Origin of the sequence: Saccharopolyspora sp. NPDC000359, from assembly GCF_040300525.1 — a bacterium.
GTDB lineage: Bacteria > Actinomycetota > Actinomycetes > Mycobacteriales > Pseudonocardiaceae > Saccharopolyspora.
This window is the reverse complement of record NZ_JBEPDU010000005.1, coordinates 25,791-39,834: the sequence shown is the minus strand read 5'-3', so window position 1 is coordinate 39,834 and position 14,044 is coordinate 25,791. Positions and strand designations below refer to the sequence as shown.

The window sequence follows — 14,044 nt, the reverse complement described above, 5'->3', positions numbered from 1 at the left end:
GCGGTCATGACGTACCGCGGATGTACTGGAGGCAGCGGTGCACCACCCGGTCCAGCGCCACACCGTTCTCGTGTTCGTCCAGCACGTTGAGCATGGACAGGTGCTGCAGCAGCGCCCGACTCGTCTCCCGGTCCGTTTCAAGTGCCGCATCCACGTCTTCTGGAGGGACAACATCGCCGGGCTCGAAGTACTCCACCCAGTTGTCGATCTGGCGGATCAGGCTTTCGTCGAGACCGCAACCCCTGAGGTGGGCCCGGCAGACGTTCGGCTCGCTGAGCTTCTGCTCCGCAAAGCGCACCGCGCTGGTCAGGGTGGAACCCCCGTTGATAACCCAGGAAATCGTTCGCTCGACCAGATCTGGCCAACCGCCGGTCGCCCTGATCAGCGCCTCACGTGATTCCGGGACGTCGAACGGGCATTCTGGCCAACTGCGCACGCTCCGGGTGGTCCAACGCTCCAGTCGGATCGGCTCGATGCCAACCTTGGCAGCTGCGGCCGAGGCAACAGACGGCGCGGCGAGAAGCACGGCCGACACGTTCTGGGGCGGCGTCTTCTTCGCGAGCCTGTCCTCGATCCAGCCGGTGACCGATTCGACCTCCGACAGGGGCATCTTCAACGCGTTGACGATGACGATCGTCGAGGAACCCCGTCGGCGAACGGCATCGGTCACCACCTTCTTCAGGTCCTTGTCGGAACTGACCGTCGCGGTGCGGGTTCCTCGCATTTCGGCGTAGTTCTGAATCGCATCCGGAACACGATCGATTCCCAGCGCGCCGCTACCGGTGATCACCGAGATTCCTGAGCTGGACGCGAGGTCGTGGAGCTGGCCGTCGGTCAGCGGGCTGTGGAACTCACGGCCTCCGTCCTCGCACGCCAGCAACCGACGTGCTTCCCGCGGGTTGTACTCGTAGGGCCGGTCGAAGTCGGTTTCGGCCAACTCCCGCTCGAGGTCGGCTTTGGTGCCCAACATGTTGATGACGTTGGGGCTCCGCACCGTGTACCGCTTCTTGTGCGGTAGTCGGCTCAGCAGCCCCAGCCCGACCATCTCGTCGAGGTAGATGCTCACCTGTGAGGCCGTCAATTCGGCGAAGCCGGAGTGCCAGCGGTTGCGGGCCTCGTCGAGGAGTTCTTCGGGGCCGTAATCGGTGCCGAACGAGTCGTTGAGGCTGAACAGCGCGATCACGAGGGTGAGCACCCGGTACCGGTCGTCCAGGTTGATAGTGATCCGGAGCCGTTCGGCGATCCTGCTGCGCACCAAGTCGCTCGCAGCGACAGCTTCGACGTCGTCCTCGGTCACCAGGACTGGCACCGATTGGCTGCGACCACGCCTGCCGTGCAGCATGCGGACCAGCTCTTCGCAGAAGATCTGGATCAGACTGGCCTGGTAGTTCGTGGCGGACAGCAGACGCCAGACCAGCTCTGGCCGTTCGAACTGGTACCCCAGCGCGGCCATGGGCTCCACCACCAGCTTGCGGGCATCCAACGGTTCGAGCGGACCGATGAGGATGTCGGGGCCGCCGTGAACCAGCGGAACGTTGGAGATGTGGCCGAAGCGCTGCACCTGGTGCAGGCCAGCGAAGACGACCTTGAACCGCCGCTCGGTGGACTCCATGAGCTCCTTGAGCCCGAGCACATTCCTGAAGTGCGAGATCCCACCGGGAGTGGACTCACCACGGGAGTCGGCCGTGAGGAACGCGTCTGCCTCGTCCGCGAGCATCAGCACCCGTCGGCTCGGGTTCTCGGACAGCCATGCCTTGACGTTGTTGATGACGGTGTCGGGCGGTGCTTCGTCCGACACCTTCGGTCCGAGAACGCCTCGGTTCTTGAGCTCGATGGTCAGTGCCCGCCAGATACGTGAGGCCGGCTCCGCCTCGCCGATGCCCTTGGCCTTCAGGTCCAGGTAGATGGCGTGCTTGGTGTCGCCGTTGTCGAACGTGGCGTGGACCCGTCGCAACAGCGCTGACTTGCCCAGCTGTCGGCCACCGTAGACGAAGAGACCGCCATCGCGATCGGTGACCTGGGACATCTCCGTTGCGCGCCCCACGAAGACCTCGGGCGGCACCAGTCCAGCGACGAACGGCTTGTACGGCTCGAAGATCGTCCAGGGCAGCGTGACGCGTTGCGTCGCACGCCACGAATTGGGCGTCCTGGCAGCAACCCACCCGAAAGCCGCGGGGTCGATGACAAGGGCTTTCACCTTGTTGTTCACCGCTTGGGCCGCCAATGCCTGCCTGGTTGCCAGGTCCATGGCGTGCGGGTACACCACGATGTTGGTGCGTGAGGTGTCCTCTGGGTCGAGGACGCTGAGAACCGAACGGCCTCGGCGTTCGTCCAGCACGACGGTGATTGTGTACTCGTTCGCCGAGGAGCCCAGGTCGGAGATGTAGGAACCGTCGTTCGGGGTGGCCTTGGCGCGGTAGGCCCGGAAGCCCCGGCGAGCGCGAGGCGCGAGGTGGGTGGGACGCTCGGCGCAGTTCAACCCGAGCGTGTAGAGGATCCTCCGGACGTTGTCGGCGTGGTTGTCCCGGCTGCGTCCCGTCGGGTCGGCCAGGAAGTCCCACGCGTCGATGCCGTCCTTGGCGTGGTTCGTCAGTGGTGTGACCGGTTCGGCCAGATCAGCCCAGCGATGCGCGCTCGTGTGCGGCGCGTCCAGCTTGTTCCTGAACCCGTCCTCGAGGAACTTCGTGAACAGCCTGACGTCTTCCGTCCCCGGGCCGAAGTGCTCGGGGAGTGGCCTGCCCTCCATGGCGAAGGAGAGGAACTCCGTCGCGGTAACGGTGTCGGCCTCCTCGAGCAGGCCGCGGATGCGGAGCCGATCGGCATCGGACATCTGGAGCGTGTCCAGTTGGGTTCCGAGCTCCTCGATGCGCGCTCGCTGGCGGTTCGTCAGCTCGCCGACGAGGTCGGCCAGTTGCCGGGAAGCTGCGTGGAAGTCGTCGTCGCTGACCGTGCTGAGAGCTTCGATCCGGCCGCTGACAGTGCTGTCGTCGCTCTGGTTCAGCAGGTTCTGGGCGCGAACCCGGGCGAAGAGGTCACGGGCTTCCGTCACCGCTTCGCGGTGCCGCGCTGTCCACTCCTGCTTCGAGGTGATGATTGCCTGCTGCAGGCGCGCACTGTCTGCCACCGCCTCCCAGCAACCGTGCTCGTGGAGTTCCAGGATGCGGCTTGCCCTGCGCAGATCACCGCGCTCGCAGTAGGCCAGCACAGCCGCCGTGATGTCGAACGGCTGGACCAGACGAGCGAGCACCGAGGAGGTCTCAGGGTGGTTTGGATCAGGGCGTCCGTCGACGGTCCACGTCAGGTCAGTGAGCGGGAGCAGGACATCCGTGGTCGGCTCAGCGGTGCTGACCTCCCCAATTGGTGCCATGTGGCGGTTTGGGAAGGACAGGGCGCTGCTGGGCTCGGCCATCCAATCCCGCAGCAGCTTCATCGCGCTACCAGCCATCCCCGGCGGAGTCGGTTGGTCCTGCAGCGCCGTGACTGCACGTCCCAGCGCGGCCCCGATGGCCTTGTCCGCTGAGCCCGAGGAGTTGATCCGAACGCTGACGGCGTGCGCCTGCCGGAGGAGGGTGGCCACTTCTTCAACGGCTCGTTGCAGTCCACGCCTCGCCCCGGCGATGATGGGCTCTCGTGTCTGCTTGGGGGTGCGCACCGCGGCATCGGCTTCATCGATCAGCTCGTCGGCCGCGTTGTGCCCGGTGAACTTTTCCAGCAGGGATGCGAGCTGTTCGCTGCTTCCAGTACCGTTCGACCAGGCGATCACAGCTTGGAGACCGTCGTGCAGAGGTTGGCCCTCGCGAGCCAAGCGCTGCAGCACCCGGGTTCCTCGCTGGTAGAGGTTCTTCCGAAGCGGAAGGTCAGCGGCCAGGCTCTCGGCGCGTCTACCCAGTTCGGCGCGGATCTCGTCGGTGTCGGCGGTGGAGCGGACTCCTACCGCAGGTTCGATCCTGTACTGGAGTCGCGTTGCGCGGATCGCCGTTTTGAGCAGGTCCTGCCAGGGATTGGGGAGGACGCTGAGTGCTGGTTCCAACTGGGGGAGCATTTGCGGCCCCCAGCCAGCGACCAGCGCCGCGCGCAGGAGGGCGGTGGCGGCGAGCACAGCGGCGTCGGCATCGCGACTGAGTTCCTGGGCGTCGAGCGCGAGGGTGCCCAGCACAGCCGTTGCTTCCTCGCTGTTGTACGCGCTGTATGCGCTGGTGGCGAAGCTCAAGACGGCACTGCGACGGTCCGGTTCGGCGGACATCGCGGTGACCCAGTACGCCTCCGCGAGGCGGCCGGATGCCACGAGTGCAACTGCAACCGGTGGTGTCCCCTCTTCCCACGGAGAATCGAGCGGCGATTCCCCCGCGGCCCCGGTTTCCTCCGCCGGTCCAGCGGCCTCAGCGTTGGCGACCGGTGCTGGCTCGGGAGTCGGTTCACCCGCCGCGACAGCACCAGCCGCAGGCGCGTGCGAGGTGGCAGGAGCACCCGTGGGATCTGACACCTCTTCGCGCTCATCCTCCAGCGTTCTGGCCTCGCTGACTGCTGCGGCGCACTCGCTCTGGACGCCTGACGCTTCGCTGTACTCGCCCACCACGTCGGGGGAGGTGGCATCTTCCGCGAGGGACTTCCGCAAGTCGTGCAGCCGCTGCAGGTACTGCGCTCGAGCTTCCGAGAGCGCGGGAACCGGATTCTTCGCAATCAACGCATCGATCTCGGCGATGTTCTTCTCGAGATCATTGATCTTGCCAGCCACCTCCTCCCGCTGTTCTCGCTCGCGGTCGGCAAGGTCAGCGCGCCACGAGGAGAGCAGGATCTCGATGTCTTCGAAGCCTGCGTCAGCGAACTCCGGGGTGTGCTCCGCCATTCCTGCGACCAGGGTCTCGTGCTGCTGGTCATAGCTGGTCAGCAGTGTGTTGACGCCCAAGTCGACAGCACGTCCTGCGTCAACCGCGGCAGCGGTCGTGCGCAGCTGTTCTGCGAGGGAGGTTGCGAGCTGCTGGAGATCGGAAACGCACTTCGCGAGCTCGTCGAGCGCTGCTGCATCCAGCTGAGCAGGTGCAGGGTCAACCTTCCCGTCGGCTGCTCCCTCGATGCCTTGGGACGGATCCTGGCGGCCTCCTGTCGGATCGTTGTGCTTCTCGTCCGGTTCGGGAGCTCTCTTCACGTCCGCAGACTGCAGGGCTTTCTCCAGCGCTCCGTGATGTTCCCGGGCCAACCTGCTTGCTGGTTGCTCCGTCAGGAGCAGTCCGTAGAGCCCGAGCTGGCCGATGGGGCGCCCCAGCGTGGTCAGCATCTCGGTGAGCTGCTCGATATCGGGTTCTTCGACCTGGTCAGGAGCCCAGCCGTAGTGCTCGACGAGCAGGTTGGCAATGGCAGGCAATGCGCTCGTGATGACCGACTCGATGTGTTGGCCGGAAGTCTTGCGCGCCCATATGTGGCATGCAGCCTGGTCTCGTGACGTGGCTGAAGCCCGTTTGGGTACTTGGGGAAGCTTGGCGGCGGACCGGAGGCGATCGCACACGGTGAGCACAATGCCTAACTCGCTCTCGTTCAGCGCAGCGAGCCACTTCCGTACCTGTTGAGTCAGTCCCGTCACGCTACGTGAGTTTGCCAGCGGGGTCTCCTCGGCTCGGATCACTTGATCGAGTTCACCTGAAGTTCGCTCGACTGGAGTAGCAAACCGATTTTCGAGCCCTTTCTGGAGGGCGAGGAGCGGGCAACAGTTACCGCCCAGTCTTCGGCGCCCACCAGCGCAGGAAGAACTGCGTTCTGGGGGCAGAGTTGCTAGAACGAGCCCCAGCGACCGCTGTCAACTCATGCGGCCAGGGCCTCGTGGCCCGGGCCGGCGTTTGGTAATCGCGATCTGCATCACGCGACTGTTGCGCCATCTGTGGGACGGTGGGTTGGAAGCCCGGTGCGGGTGGAGTTGACCTCGGTAACTTCCCCGGCCGGGGAGGATTGATGGGTTACCAGGTTCTTGTCGAGGAACTGCGGAAGGCCTCGGACGCAACGGTTTCCGCGGTTGAGCAAGCCGGGCAGTCGAAACTCGGCCCGGTGGGGGAGAAGATCAGCCAGGCATTGCCCGGCACGACGGCGGCACCTGCGGCGAGCAGTGCCGGCCGCAGCTGGATGAACAGCGTGAAGAAGTGGTGCCATGCGGCCAACCGCCACGCCGAAGCCCTGCGCCGCAGCGCCGACACCTACGACGGAACGGATCAGGGCGCGGTGTCGGACCTGAAGACCGCGGGTGGTGCCTGATGACGACCATCGCCGACATCCGCAGGTGGAACCCGGCCCTGCTGGATGAATCGATCGACGACCTGAAGCGCGAGGAAGACCGACTGGTGCGGCTGGACGACGAGCTCACCGCGTCTGGGAAGCCGGCGAACTGGCAGGGCGAGGCCGCGCAGGCAGCGGCGGACCGGCATCACGAACTCGGCGGTGACCTGCGGAGACTCGTCGTGGAGGTGGCGGCGGTGCGCCGCGCGCTGATCGGAACGGTCGGTGACTTCGAAGCGGTGCAGCGCCAGCTGGCCGAGGCTGACGCCCTGGCGAGCGCCTACCGGTTCCGCATCCTCGACGACGGCCGGGTCGAAGACCTGGAGCACGTGGTGGTCGGCGGCCCCGGCAGCCGACTCGACGACGAGGACGAACACCGGATCCGCACCGTCCGGCCGGACCTCGTGGAACGAGTCAAGCGCCTGCTGGCGCAGGCCGAAGACGCCGACGCTGAGCTCACCAAGGTCCTGCGGGACGCGGACCTGGACCTGATGGAGACCAAGGACGGATCACTCGCGGACGCAGCAGCCCTCGGGGACGCGCGAGGCCTGGCCGAGACAGTGGAACCGCCGCCACCCGGCACACCAGCCGACAACGCGCGTTGGTGGAACTCCCTGCCCGCGGAAACCCGCGCAGCGATGGCTGAGGCACCGCCAGCATGGCTGGGCGGCATGGACGGCATCCCGGCCTCGGTCCGTCACACGGCCAATGTCAACCGCCTCGACGACGAACGAGCTGTGCTCCAAGCCCAAGCAGCCCAACTGCGCGCCAGGCTGGACAAGCCCTACCCCGGCCCCGGCGGCAGGCTGCAAAAGGGCCTCGACCAGGACGAACTCCAGCGGGTCGACGAGAAACTGGAGTCGCTGGAGAAGATCGGCCAAGTGATGGAGCGGGGCAACCGCCAGCTCCTGGTACTCGACAGTTCCGGGGAGCGGATGAAGGCGGCGGTCGCGATCGGAGACGTCGACAAGGCCAGCCACGTCGCGGTCTTCACACCAGGGATGGAAAGTGCCATCGAGAAGGGGAGTCTGGCGAGCTACGACCAGAGCATGAACATGGTGCAGGCTGATGCCCAAGCTCTGGTGGCTCGGGAAGGGGGCAGCGTCGCGACCGTGACTTGGATGGGCTATGAAGCGCCGCAACTGGATGAAACATTGGATCCAGCGGATTCGGTAGCTGCGGACAACGCAGCAAGAAGAGGCGCGAATGCTCTCGCCGACTTCTACCGAGGGATCAACGAATCGCGGGATGAGGATCCGCACCTGGTTGCAGTCGGTCATTCCTACGGATCGTCGACGACAGGATTCGCCCTGCAGCAAGAGGGGACGGGTGTTGATTCCGCCGTTGTGATGGGTTCACCGGGTCTCGGTACGCCGCACCACACGACGATCGATGTTCCGGAAGGTCAGCTGTACAACTTGGAGTCGAAGTGGGACCCGGTCGCGGACTTCGGGCGTTTCGGGGCCGATCCGTCCAACATGCCTGGTGTCGACAACCTCGCCACTGGTGATGCGGTGGCCGTCGATGGTCGCCAGCTCCGGGAATCGTCCGGGCACAGCACCGGCGGGGGGTACGGCTACCTCGACAAGGGGACGACGAGCCAGTACAACGTCAGCGTGATTGTTGCAGGAAAGCCCGACCTCGCGGTCGATGCACGAGGTTGATGGTGATACGTGTGGTGGCTGCGCAGCGTGTGGTGCTGATTCTGCTTCTTCTGGTACTTGCTTCTGGATGTGGGGGGAACGAGTTGACTTCAGAGCACGGTGGCAGTTCTCAAGAGCAGCGGGCTGAGCTGTTGCGGCGGCCCAGCATGGAGGAGGCCAGTGCTCGTTACCAGGAGATGTTGTCCCGGATGCGTGACGAGCTCGCGAAGCGCTTCTCCTGGATGCGGTGGGAAACATCGCAGGAGGCCATCAGCGCGGGGTGTGCGGAGTTCGATTTCGCGAAGGACGAGCTCGAATCGCAGACCTTGGGTGTGTGGGTCGCCTTCGGGGACATACCGGAAGAGGAGTGGCCGCAGGTGCAGCAGATCGTTTCCGAGATCGCCTCGGCTCACGGGTTCGGTCGGCCTCGGATCATGTCCGATCGGCCGGGCGAACACACCTTCACCGCGCTCGACCAGTACGGTGCGGCCTACACCGTTTCCGGAGGGCGGAACATCTCGATCAACGGCACCACCGGGTGCCACCTGCCGCAGGCTGTGAAGGATCGGATTGCGGTGACTGGGGAGTAGGGCGTCCGGTGGGGGTGACCACTGTTCGCCATTGGGCTTCTCGTTCGGCGGTGAGGGCCTTCGTGGCCCTGTTGAGCCTGGCTGTCGAGACGCGGTGGCCGATGAAGCTGCTGAGGAGGGTTCCCCAGATCGCCAGGCCCGGGCTCGCCGGGCCGAGGGGGAGCAGGACCGCCAGGACCTGGATCGCGGCTCCGGTCGCCAGGCCCGTCCACGTTGGGCGGACCAGGCGGTCCCGGCGGAGGACGTTGGTGGCCGCCAACCGCATCGCCTCCGGGAAGACGTTGCGCAGGCGGAGGAACAGCGCCCACCAGGCACCCGCGGCGAGCAGGGCCGCGCCCGCGAGGTGGATCGCGATCGAGGCCGCTCCTCCGGTCACGTGGGCGAAGGCGCTCAGGACGGCCGTCGGAATCAGGAGCGCGAAGATCCACCAGCGGCCTCGGGACACCAGGGCCCACACCGCCAGCGGGAGGTTGTGGGCCCCGTTCTCCGACTGCGGCTGGAGCTGGAGGGTGGTGATGAACGCCCGCAGGGCTGCCTTGTAGCGGCGGGTCTTCAGGGCCATCAGGCCCGTCGCGTTCCACGCGTTCGGGAACTGCGGGTCCAGGCGCAGGGCCGCTTCCAGCGGTTCGCGGGCCTGGCGGGTCGCTCGGCCGCCCATCGACACCAGGACCGTGCCGACCACCGTGTGCGCCAGGGGCGACTCCGGTTCGAGGTCGCGGGCGCGCTGGGCGTGCCAGAGGGCTCGGTCCAGGTGCTTTCCCGCCATCGCCAAGCCGTTGGCGATGGTCCAGTGCGCTTCCGCCGAGTTCGGGTCCAGCTCCAGCGCCCGGTGGGCCCAGGCGACGCTGTCGCCGACCCGGTCCCACTGCACCATCACCCGGGCCATGAGCAGGTGCAGCGAGACTTCCTGCGGGTTGTGCGCGATCGCCTGCGCGGTGGCCTGCTCGGCTTCGGGGTACTCATCGGCGCCGAGGTGCGCCAGCGCCAGCAACTGCCAGAGGTGGTAGTAGTCCGGCCAGGACGCCAGGAGCGGGGCGAGCAGCTGCTTGGCGAGGTCGTACCGGCCGGCTTCCAGCAGGTTGCGGACCTTCTCGACCTCGACGTCCTCGTCCTTCACAGCATCCGCTTCTTCTTCAGGTAGGCCACCAGGTCGTTGTAGGTCCCGTCCTGGTTGGCGTACAGGACCACGTTGCGGGCCGTGGTGAACCACGACGTGGTCGACGGCGTCACCTCGCCGAGGGAACCGAGCAGGTCCGCCATCCCGATCATGCGCGGCTCACCTGCCTCGATGGAGTCCGTCAGGGCGCGCTCGCTGGCCGCCTCGCAGATGTGCGCGAGGTCCGCGCCGGAGAAGCCGTCGGTGCGCTTGACCAGGTCGGCCAGCTTGATCCCGGCGACCGGGCGGTCCCGGAGGTGGTACTCCAGGATGGCCTTGCGGGCGTCGTCGTCCGGCGGCAGCACCGCCACCGCTCGGCCGAACCGGCCCGGCCGCAGCAGCGCCTGGTCGATGTCCCACGGGTGGTTCGTCGCGGCCAGCACGAAAACGCCCTCGTTGTCGGACCCCACACCGTCCAGTTCGGTCAGCAGCTGGTTCACCGTGCCGCGCAGCCCGGAGCTGCGCAGCTGGGACCGCCGCTGGCCGATCGCGTCGATCTCGTCGAAGAACAGCACGCACGGCGCGTTCTGGCGGGCGGTCTGGAACAGGGCGTGCATGTTCTTCTCGGAGTTGCCCATCCACATGTCCAGGACTTCCTGCAGCGTCACCGAGATGAACCGGGCGCCCAACTCCCCGGCGACCGCCTTGGCCAGGAAGGTCTTGCCGCAGCCGGGCGGACCGTAGAGCAGCAGGCCGCCGCGCAGGCTCTTGCCGAACAGCTTGCGCAGCTTGGCGTTGCGCATCGGAGCGAGGAACGCGGCGTTGAGCCGCTTCTTCACCTCCGTCATGCCGCCGACGTCGTCCAGCCGGACGTCGGAGGACTCGACCTCGAACAGGGCACCGTCCGCCGCGGACCCGGTCGGCACCGCTTCGGGCTCGTCCTCCTGCTCCGGTTCGGACTCGATGAACCGGGGTGGCACGGTGTCGGCCAACTCCTCCTCGCCCGCCGACCAGTCGTAGCCCTTCTTCGGCGCGGGCTCCGGCTCCGGCGCGGGCTCCGGCGCGGGCCGCTGGTCCGCCGGGGCGAGCGCCTGCGTCATCAGCCGGGTGGCCGCGGCGTTGCCGGGTTCCTGCTGCAGCGCGGCCGCGATGTGCGAGACGGCCTCGTCGCGGGACCCTTCGGACAACAGCAGTTCTGCCAGGTGCAGGCGCAGCGCGAGGTCCCCGGGAGCTGCGGTGACGGCGTTGCGCAGGCTGTCGAGGAGCGGGTTGGAACTCACCTGCGCAGCATATGCCGCAGCACGCGCGCCGCGGTCGGCTCCGGACCCGGGTGCTGCCCGAATCACGTTCGCCGCGAGCTCCTCATCCGGTGTTCACCGGGCTGCTGGGCAGAATTCGCAATGCGCCCTTTGCGGACGCCGTGGGAATTGTGTGAACAGTGGATCTCGTGCTCTTGTCCGGCGGGTGAAAACTACTGGTGGTGGTTTCGGAAATCGTTTTTTCGGTCCATGGTGGACAGTCCCGAATTGGGTGGCGGGTTTTGGTCAGGGCACTGGCGCCCCGTTTTCTCGTCGTTATCTTCAGGGGCGACCGGGTCGATTTCGGAACTATGTGGAAGTGGCGCGGGGCGATTCGGGAGGTGGGCGTGCAGCGGACCCCAGATGGGGCGGCGCGGGAGCGTCTCACCTGCGAATTTGTTCGGCGGGTCTCGGTTGGTGGCTGGACGTCGTGGCCCCCAGGACGGCGTCCGGCCGCCGCCGAACCCTGATGGTTGCGGGGGAAGTCGGTCAACGCCGACCGCTGGAGATGTTCATTCCCAACGGTTTCCGGTTCCGGCGGTCCACTGCGGATTGCCCGGCTTCCGGGTGTTCCTGGCGATGGCGGCCAGAGGAAGTGCGGCGCACGTGCATCAGGCTTTCGTGGCATTCGACGGATTCATGGCCGTGGTGACCGTTCTGCTCCCGATCGCGGTGGCGGTGGGGACGGCTTCGGCGGTGGCGCGCCGGGGCGCCGACCCGCGGGAGCCGCTGCTGGACGCGGCGCTGTCGTACTCGCTGCTCTGCGTCGGGTACCTGGTGTTCCTGCCGCAACCGCCCGCCGCCGAGCCCGTCCGGCCCAGCCTCGGCAAGGACGTGTCGACGGCGCTGACCGCGGGGCCCGGTGACCTGGCGCCGTGGGTGCAGCTGGTCGGCAACGTGCTCCTGCTGCTGCCGCTGGCGGTGCTGGTGCCGCAGCGCCTGCCGTGGTTCGACAGCGTCGTCAAGATCGCGTTCGGCGGGCTGCTGCTGTCGGTGTCGATCGAGCTGACCCAGTTCCTGGTCATCCCGGGACGAGTCGCCGCCACCGACGACGTCGTGTGCAACACCATCGGCGCGGCCCTCGGCGGGATCTTGGTGCGCCTGCCGCGCTGGCTGGGCAGCCGCCCGCAGCACAGCGCCAGCGGCCGCACCGACCAGACGGTGTGGATGTTGATCGCCAAGGTCGAGCGGGAGCGCGGGGTGCTTGGCGAGCAGCGCCGTCCGATGAGCTCCGGTGGCCGGGGAAGCGCGCCGCGTCAGACGCCCCGGCCACCGGTCCCAGCACCGGTCAGCCCTGGATCTGCTGGTTGCGCTCGCTCAGGGACCGGCCGAGCGCGGCGACCTCCCGCTCCGTCCTCGGGATCAGGCGGCGCACGGTCGGCCGCATGAGGAACTCGACGAGCCGCGACGACGGAACGGTGCGCAGCCAGTGCACCAGCGCGATGGCGCGCGGCACGTACACCCGGCGGGCGCGGCGCTCGACGCCGTCGGCGAAGGCCTTGGCGCAGTCCTGCACGCTCGTGGTCGCGCGCATCGGCCAGGGGAGCCGCTTGCGCATCGCTTCGAAGGCGCTCAGGTCCTGCGCCACGTCGCGCACCATGTCGGTGTCGATCCACGACGGGTGCGCGCTGCCCACGGCCACGCCCAGGTGCATCACCTCGGTGCGCAGCGCGCAGGCGAGCGCCTCCGCGCCGGACTTGCTCGCGGTGTAGGCGGCCATGCCGCCGATCGGCGTGAACGCCGACAGCGAGGAGACCACCAGCAGGTAGCCGCGGCGCTCGACCAGGTGCGGCAGGGCGGCGCGGGCGGTGTGGAAGACGCCGTTGATGTTGACGTCGATGGTCTTGGTGAAGGCGCGCGGGTCGCTGGTGCGCACCGTGCCGATGGGGGCGATCCCGGCGTTGGCGATGACCACGTCGATGCTCCCGAGCTGCTCGGCGGCGGCGTCCACCGCGGCCTTGATCGAGTCGGCGTCGGTCACGTCGGCCTCGGCCCAGAAGTGGCCCTCGCCGAGTTCCGCGGCGACCGCCGCGAGCGCGTCCGGCTCCAGGCCGACGAGGGCGAGCCGGGCGCCGCGGCGGGCCAGTTCCCGGGCGGTCTGCGCGCCGATCCCCCGCGCGGCACCGGTGATCAGGACGACCTTGCCGGACACGTTCGGCATGAGCACTCCCTCGGTCAGCGTTATCTACTCGGCAGTAGCCTACTCATAGTAGGTTCCGCCGGACCGCTGCGGAAGAGCCGTCGGCACCCCGGCGGCCACCCACCTGCTGCTCTGGCCCGCCCACCTCGTGGTGGTCCTGCTGTTGGCAGGGCTGGAGGTACTGGTCAGGCGGCTCGGGAGGCGCTGAAGCGCGAACGGGGCCGCAGGCGGATCGCCTGCGGCCCCGTCGGGTGCCTCGGGTCAGAGGGCGTTGATCTTGGTGAGCACGTCCTGCTGGGCGGCGAGGAAGTCCTCGGCCAGCTTGCGCATGGCCTGCGCCTGGCCCTCCTCCTGCTCGGAGCGGGCCAGCTGGGCGGCGCTCTGCTCCAGCGACTGCACGGCCTGCTTCCACTGCTGGTCGAACGGTGCGCCGGTGGCCTGCCGCAGCTGGTCGAGCTGCGGCGCGGACTGCTGGTCGGTGCTGCCGACCTCGTCGGCGGCGTCCTCCGGGGCGCTGCCCGACTGCTGGCCAGCCGCCGAGGTCAGGAACGCGTTGAGCTGCCCGACCTGCAGCTGGGCCGACTGCTGCAGCTCGCTGGCCAGCGTCTTGAGCTCGGCGTTCTGCGCGTTGGTCTGCGCCAGCTCGGCCAGCTCCAGCACCTGCTGGCGGTTGGTGAGCAGCTGCTGGGCGAACTCGCGATCCGTCTCGCTGTGCTCACCCGCGCCCTGCTGCCCGGCGTGCTGCGCGGTCGCCGACGGCGGCGTGCCGGGGGCCGGGGGCTGGTCGCTCGGTGCCTCGGCAGGCGTGCAGCCCGCGAGCGCGAGACCGCCGATCAGCACAGCGCCGATGATCGTGCTCCTCCGCACGTGCTTCCCCTCCAGGATCTGGTGGACGTCGTCCCAGGGCGGCCCGTCGAACTGGTCGCAGGTGGGCTGCCGGACCTGTTGCCCCGTAGGCTAACCGGCCGGTTCCGGGCACGTGCGGCCGACATCGCCGCCGGGCCGCCGGTGATCGC

At 67.8% G+C, this 14,044-nt stretch carries 9 protein-coding genes; 4 read left to right on the top strand and 5 right to left on the bottom strand.

Translation table 11 applies throughout. The features are described from left to right. Positions 1-4: 4 nt before the first annotated feature. On the bottom strand, positions 5-5,620 hold the full coding sequence (locus ABT324_RS05195) for a hypothetical protein (protein ID WP_351171909.1): 5,616 nt from the start codon (positions 5,618-5,620) through the stop codon (positions 5-7). A gap of 323 nt (positions 5,621-5,943) precedes the next feature. Here ABT324_RS05195 and ABT324_RS05190 point away from each other — a divergent pair, with 323 nt between their 5' ends. The 3 genes from ABT324_RS05190 to ABT324_RS05180 are packed head-to-tail and all read left to right on the top strand — an operon-like array spanning position 5,944 to position 8,494. Next, complete coding sequence (locus ABT324_RS05190; RefSeq protein WP_351171906.1) at positions 5,944-6,240, top strand: hypothetical protein; 297 nt, start codon at positions 5,944-5,946, stop codon at positions 6,238-6,240. Then, positions 6,240-7,925, top strand: coding sequence for an alpha/beta hydrolase (locus ABT324_RS05185; RefSeq protein WP_351171903.1), 1,686 nt, complete (start codon positions 6,240-6,242; stop codon positions 7,923-7,925). Before ABT324_RS05190 ends, ABT324_RS05185 begins: the two co-directional genes overlap by 1 nt. Next, entirely contained in the window at positions 7,925-8,494 is a 570-nt protein-coding gene (locus ABT324_RS05180) for an LppA family lipoprotein (RefSeq protein WP_351171900.1), read from the top strand. Before ABT324_RS05185 ends, ABT324_RS05180 begins: the two co-directional genes overlap by 1 nt. Here the strand turns inward: ABT324_RS05180 and ABT324_RS05175 are convergent. Continuing rightward, positions 8,427-9,611: a tetratricopeptide repeat protein gene (locus ABT324_RS05175; protein ID WP_351171897.1), complete on the bottom strand. Its 1,185-nt coding sequence runs from the start codon at positions 9,609-9,611 to the stop codon at positions 8,427-8,429. The genes ABT324_RS05180 and ABT324_RS05175 overlap by 68 nt on opposite strands. Beyond that, entirely contained in the window at positions 9,608-10,870 is a 1,263-nt protein-coding gene (locus ABT324_RS05170) for an ATP-binding protein (RefSeq protein ID WP_351171894.1), read from the bottom strand. The genes ABT324_RS05175 and ABT324_RS05170 overlap by 4 nt, the downstream gene beginning before the upstream one ends. 639 nt (positions 10,871-11,509) lie before the next feature. Between ABT324_RS05170 and ABT324_RS05165 the strand changes: the two genes are divergently transcribed. Then, a complete protein-coding gene (locus tag ABT324_RS05165) occupies positions 11,510-12,277 on the top strand; it encodes a VanZ family protein (protein WP_351171891.1) in 768 nt (255 codons plus the stop codon). Here ABT324_RS05165 and ABT324_RS05160 read toward each other — a convergent pair. Then, positions 12,177-13,049 carry an SDR family oxidoreductase gene (locus ABT324_RS05160; RefSeq protein WP_351171888.1) on the bottom strand — a complete coding sequence of 291 codons (873 nt, stop codon included), beginning with the start codon at positions 13,047-13,049 and terminating at the stop codon, positions 12,177-12,179. The two genes, ABT324_RS05165 and ABT324_RS05160, sit on opposite strands and share 101 nt — an antisense overlap. Before the next feature lie 240 nt (positions 13,050-13,289). Continuing rightward, entirely contained in the window at positions 13,290-13,895 is a 606-nt protein-coding gene (locus tag ABT324_RS05155) for a DUF305 domain-containing protein (protein ID WP_351171885.1), read from the bottom strand. Between the last annotated feature and the right edge of the window lie 149 nt (positions 13,896-14,044).

Coding starts and splice junctions, on each gene's coding strand:
- ABT324_RS05190 (WP_351171906.1), top strand. CDS start 5,944: ATGGGTTACCAGGTTCTTGTCGAGGAACTGCGGAAGGCCTCGGACGCA.
- ABT324_RS05160 (WP_351171888.1), bottom strand. CDS start 13,049: ATGCCGAACGTGTCCGGCAAGGTCGTCCTGATCACCGGTGCCGCGCGG.
- ABT324_RS05185 (WP_351171903.1), top strand. CDS start 6,240: ATGACGACCATCGCCGACATCCGCAGGTGGAACCCGGCCCTGCTGGAT.
- ABT324_RS05180 (WP_351171900.1), top strand. CDS start 7,925: ATGGTGATACGTGTGGTGGCTGCGCAGCGTGTGGTGCTGATTCTGCTT.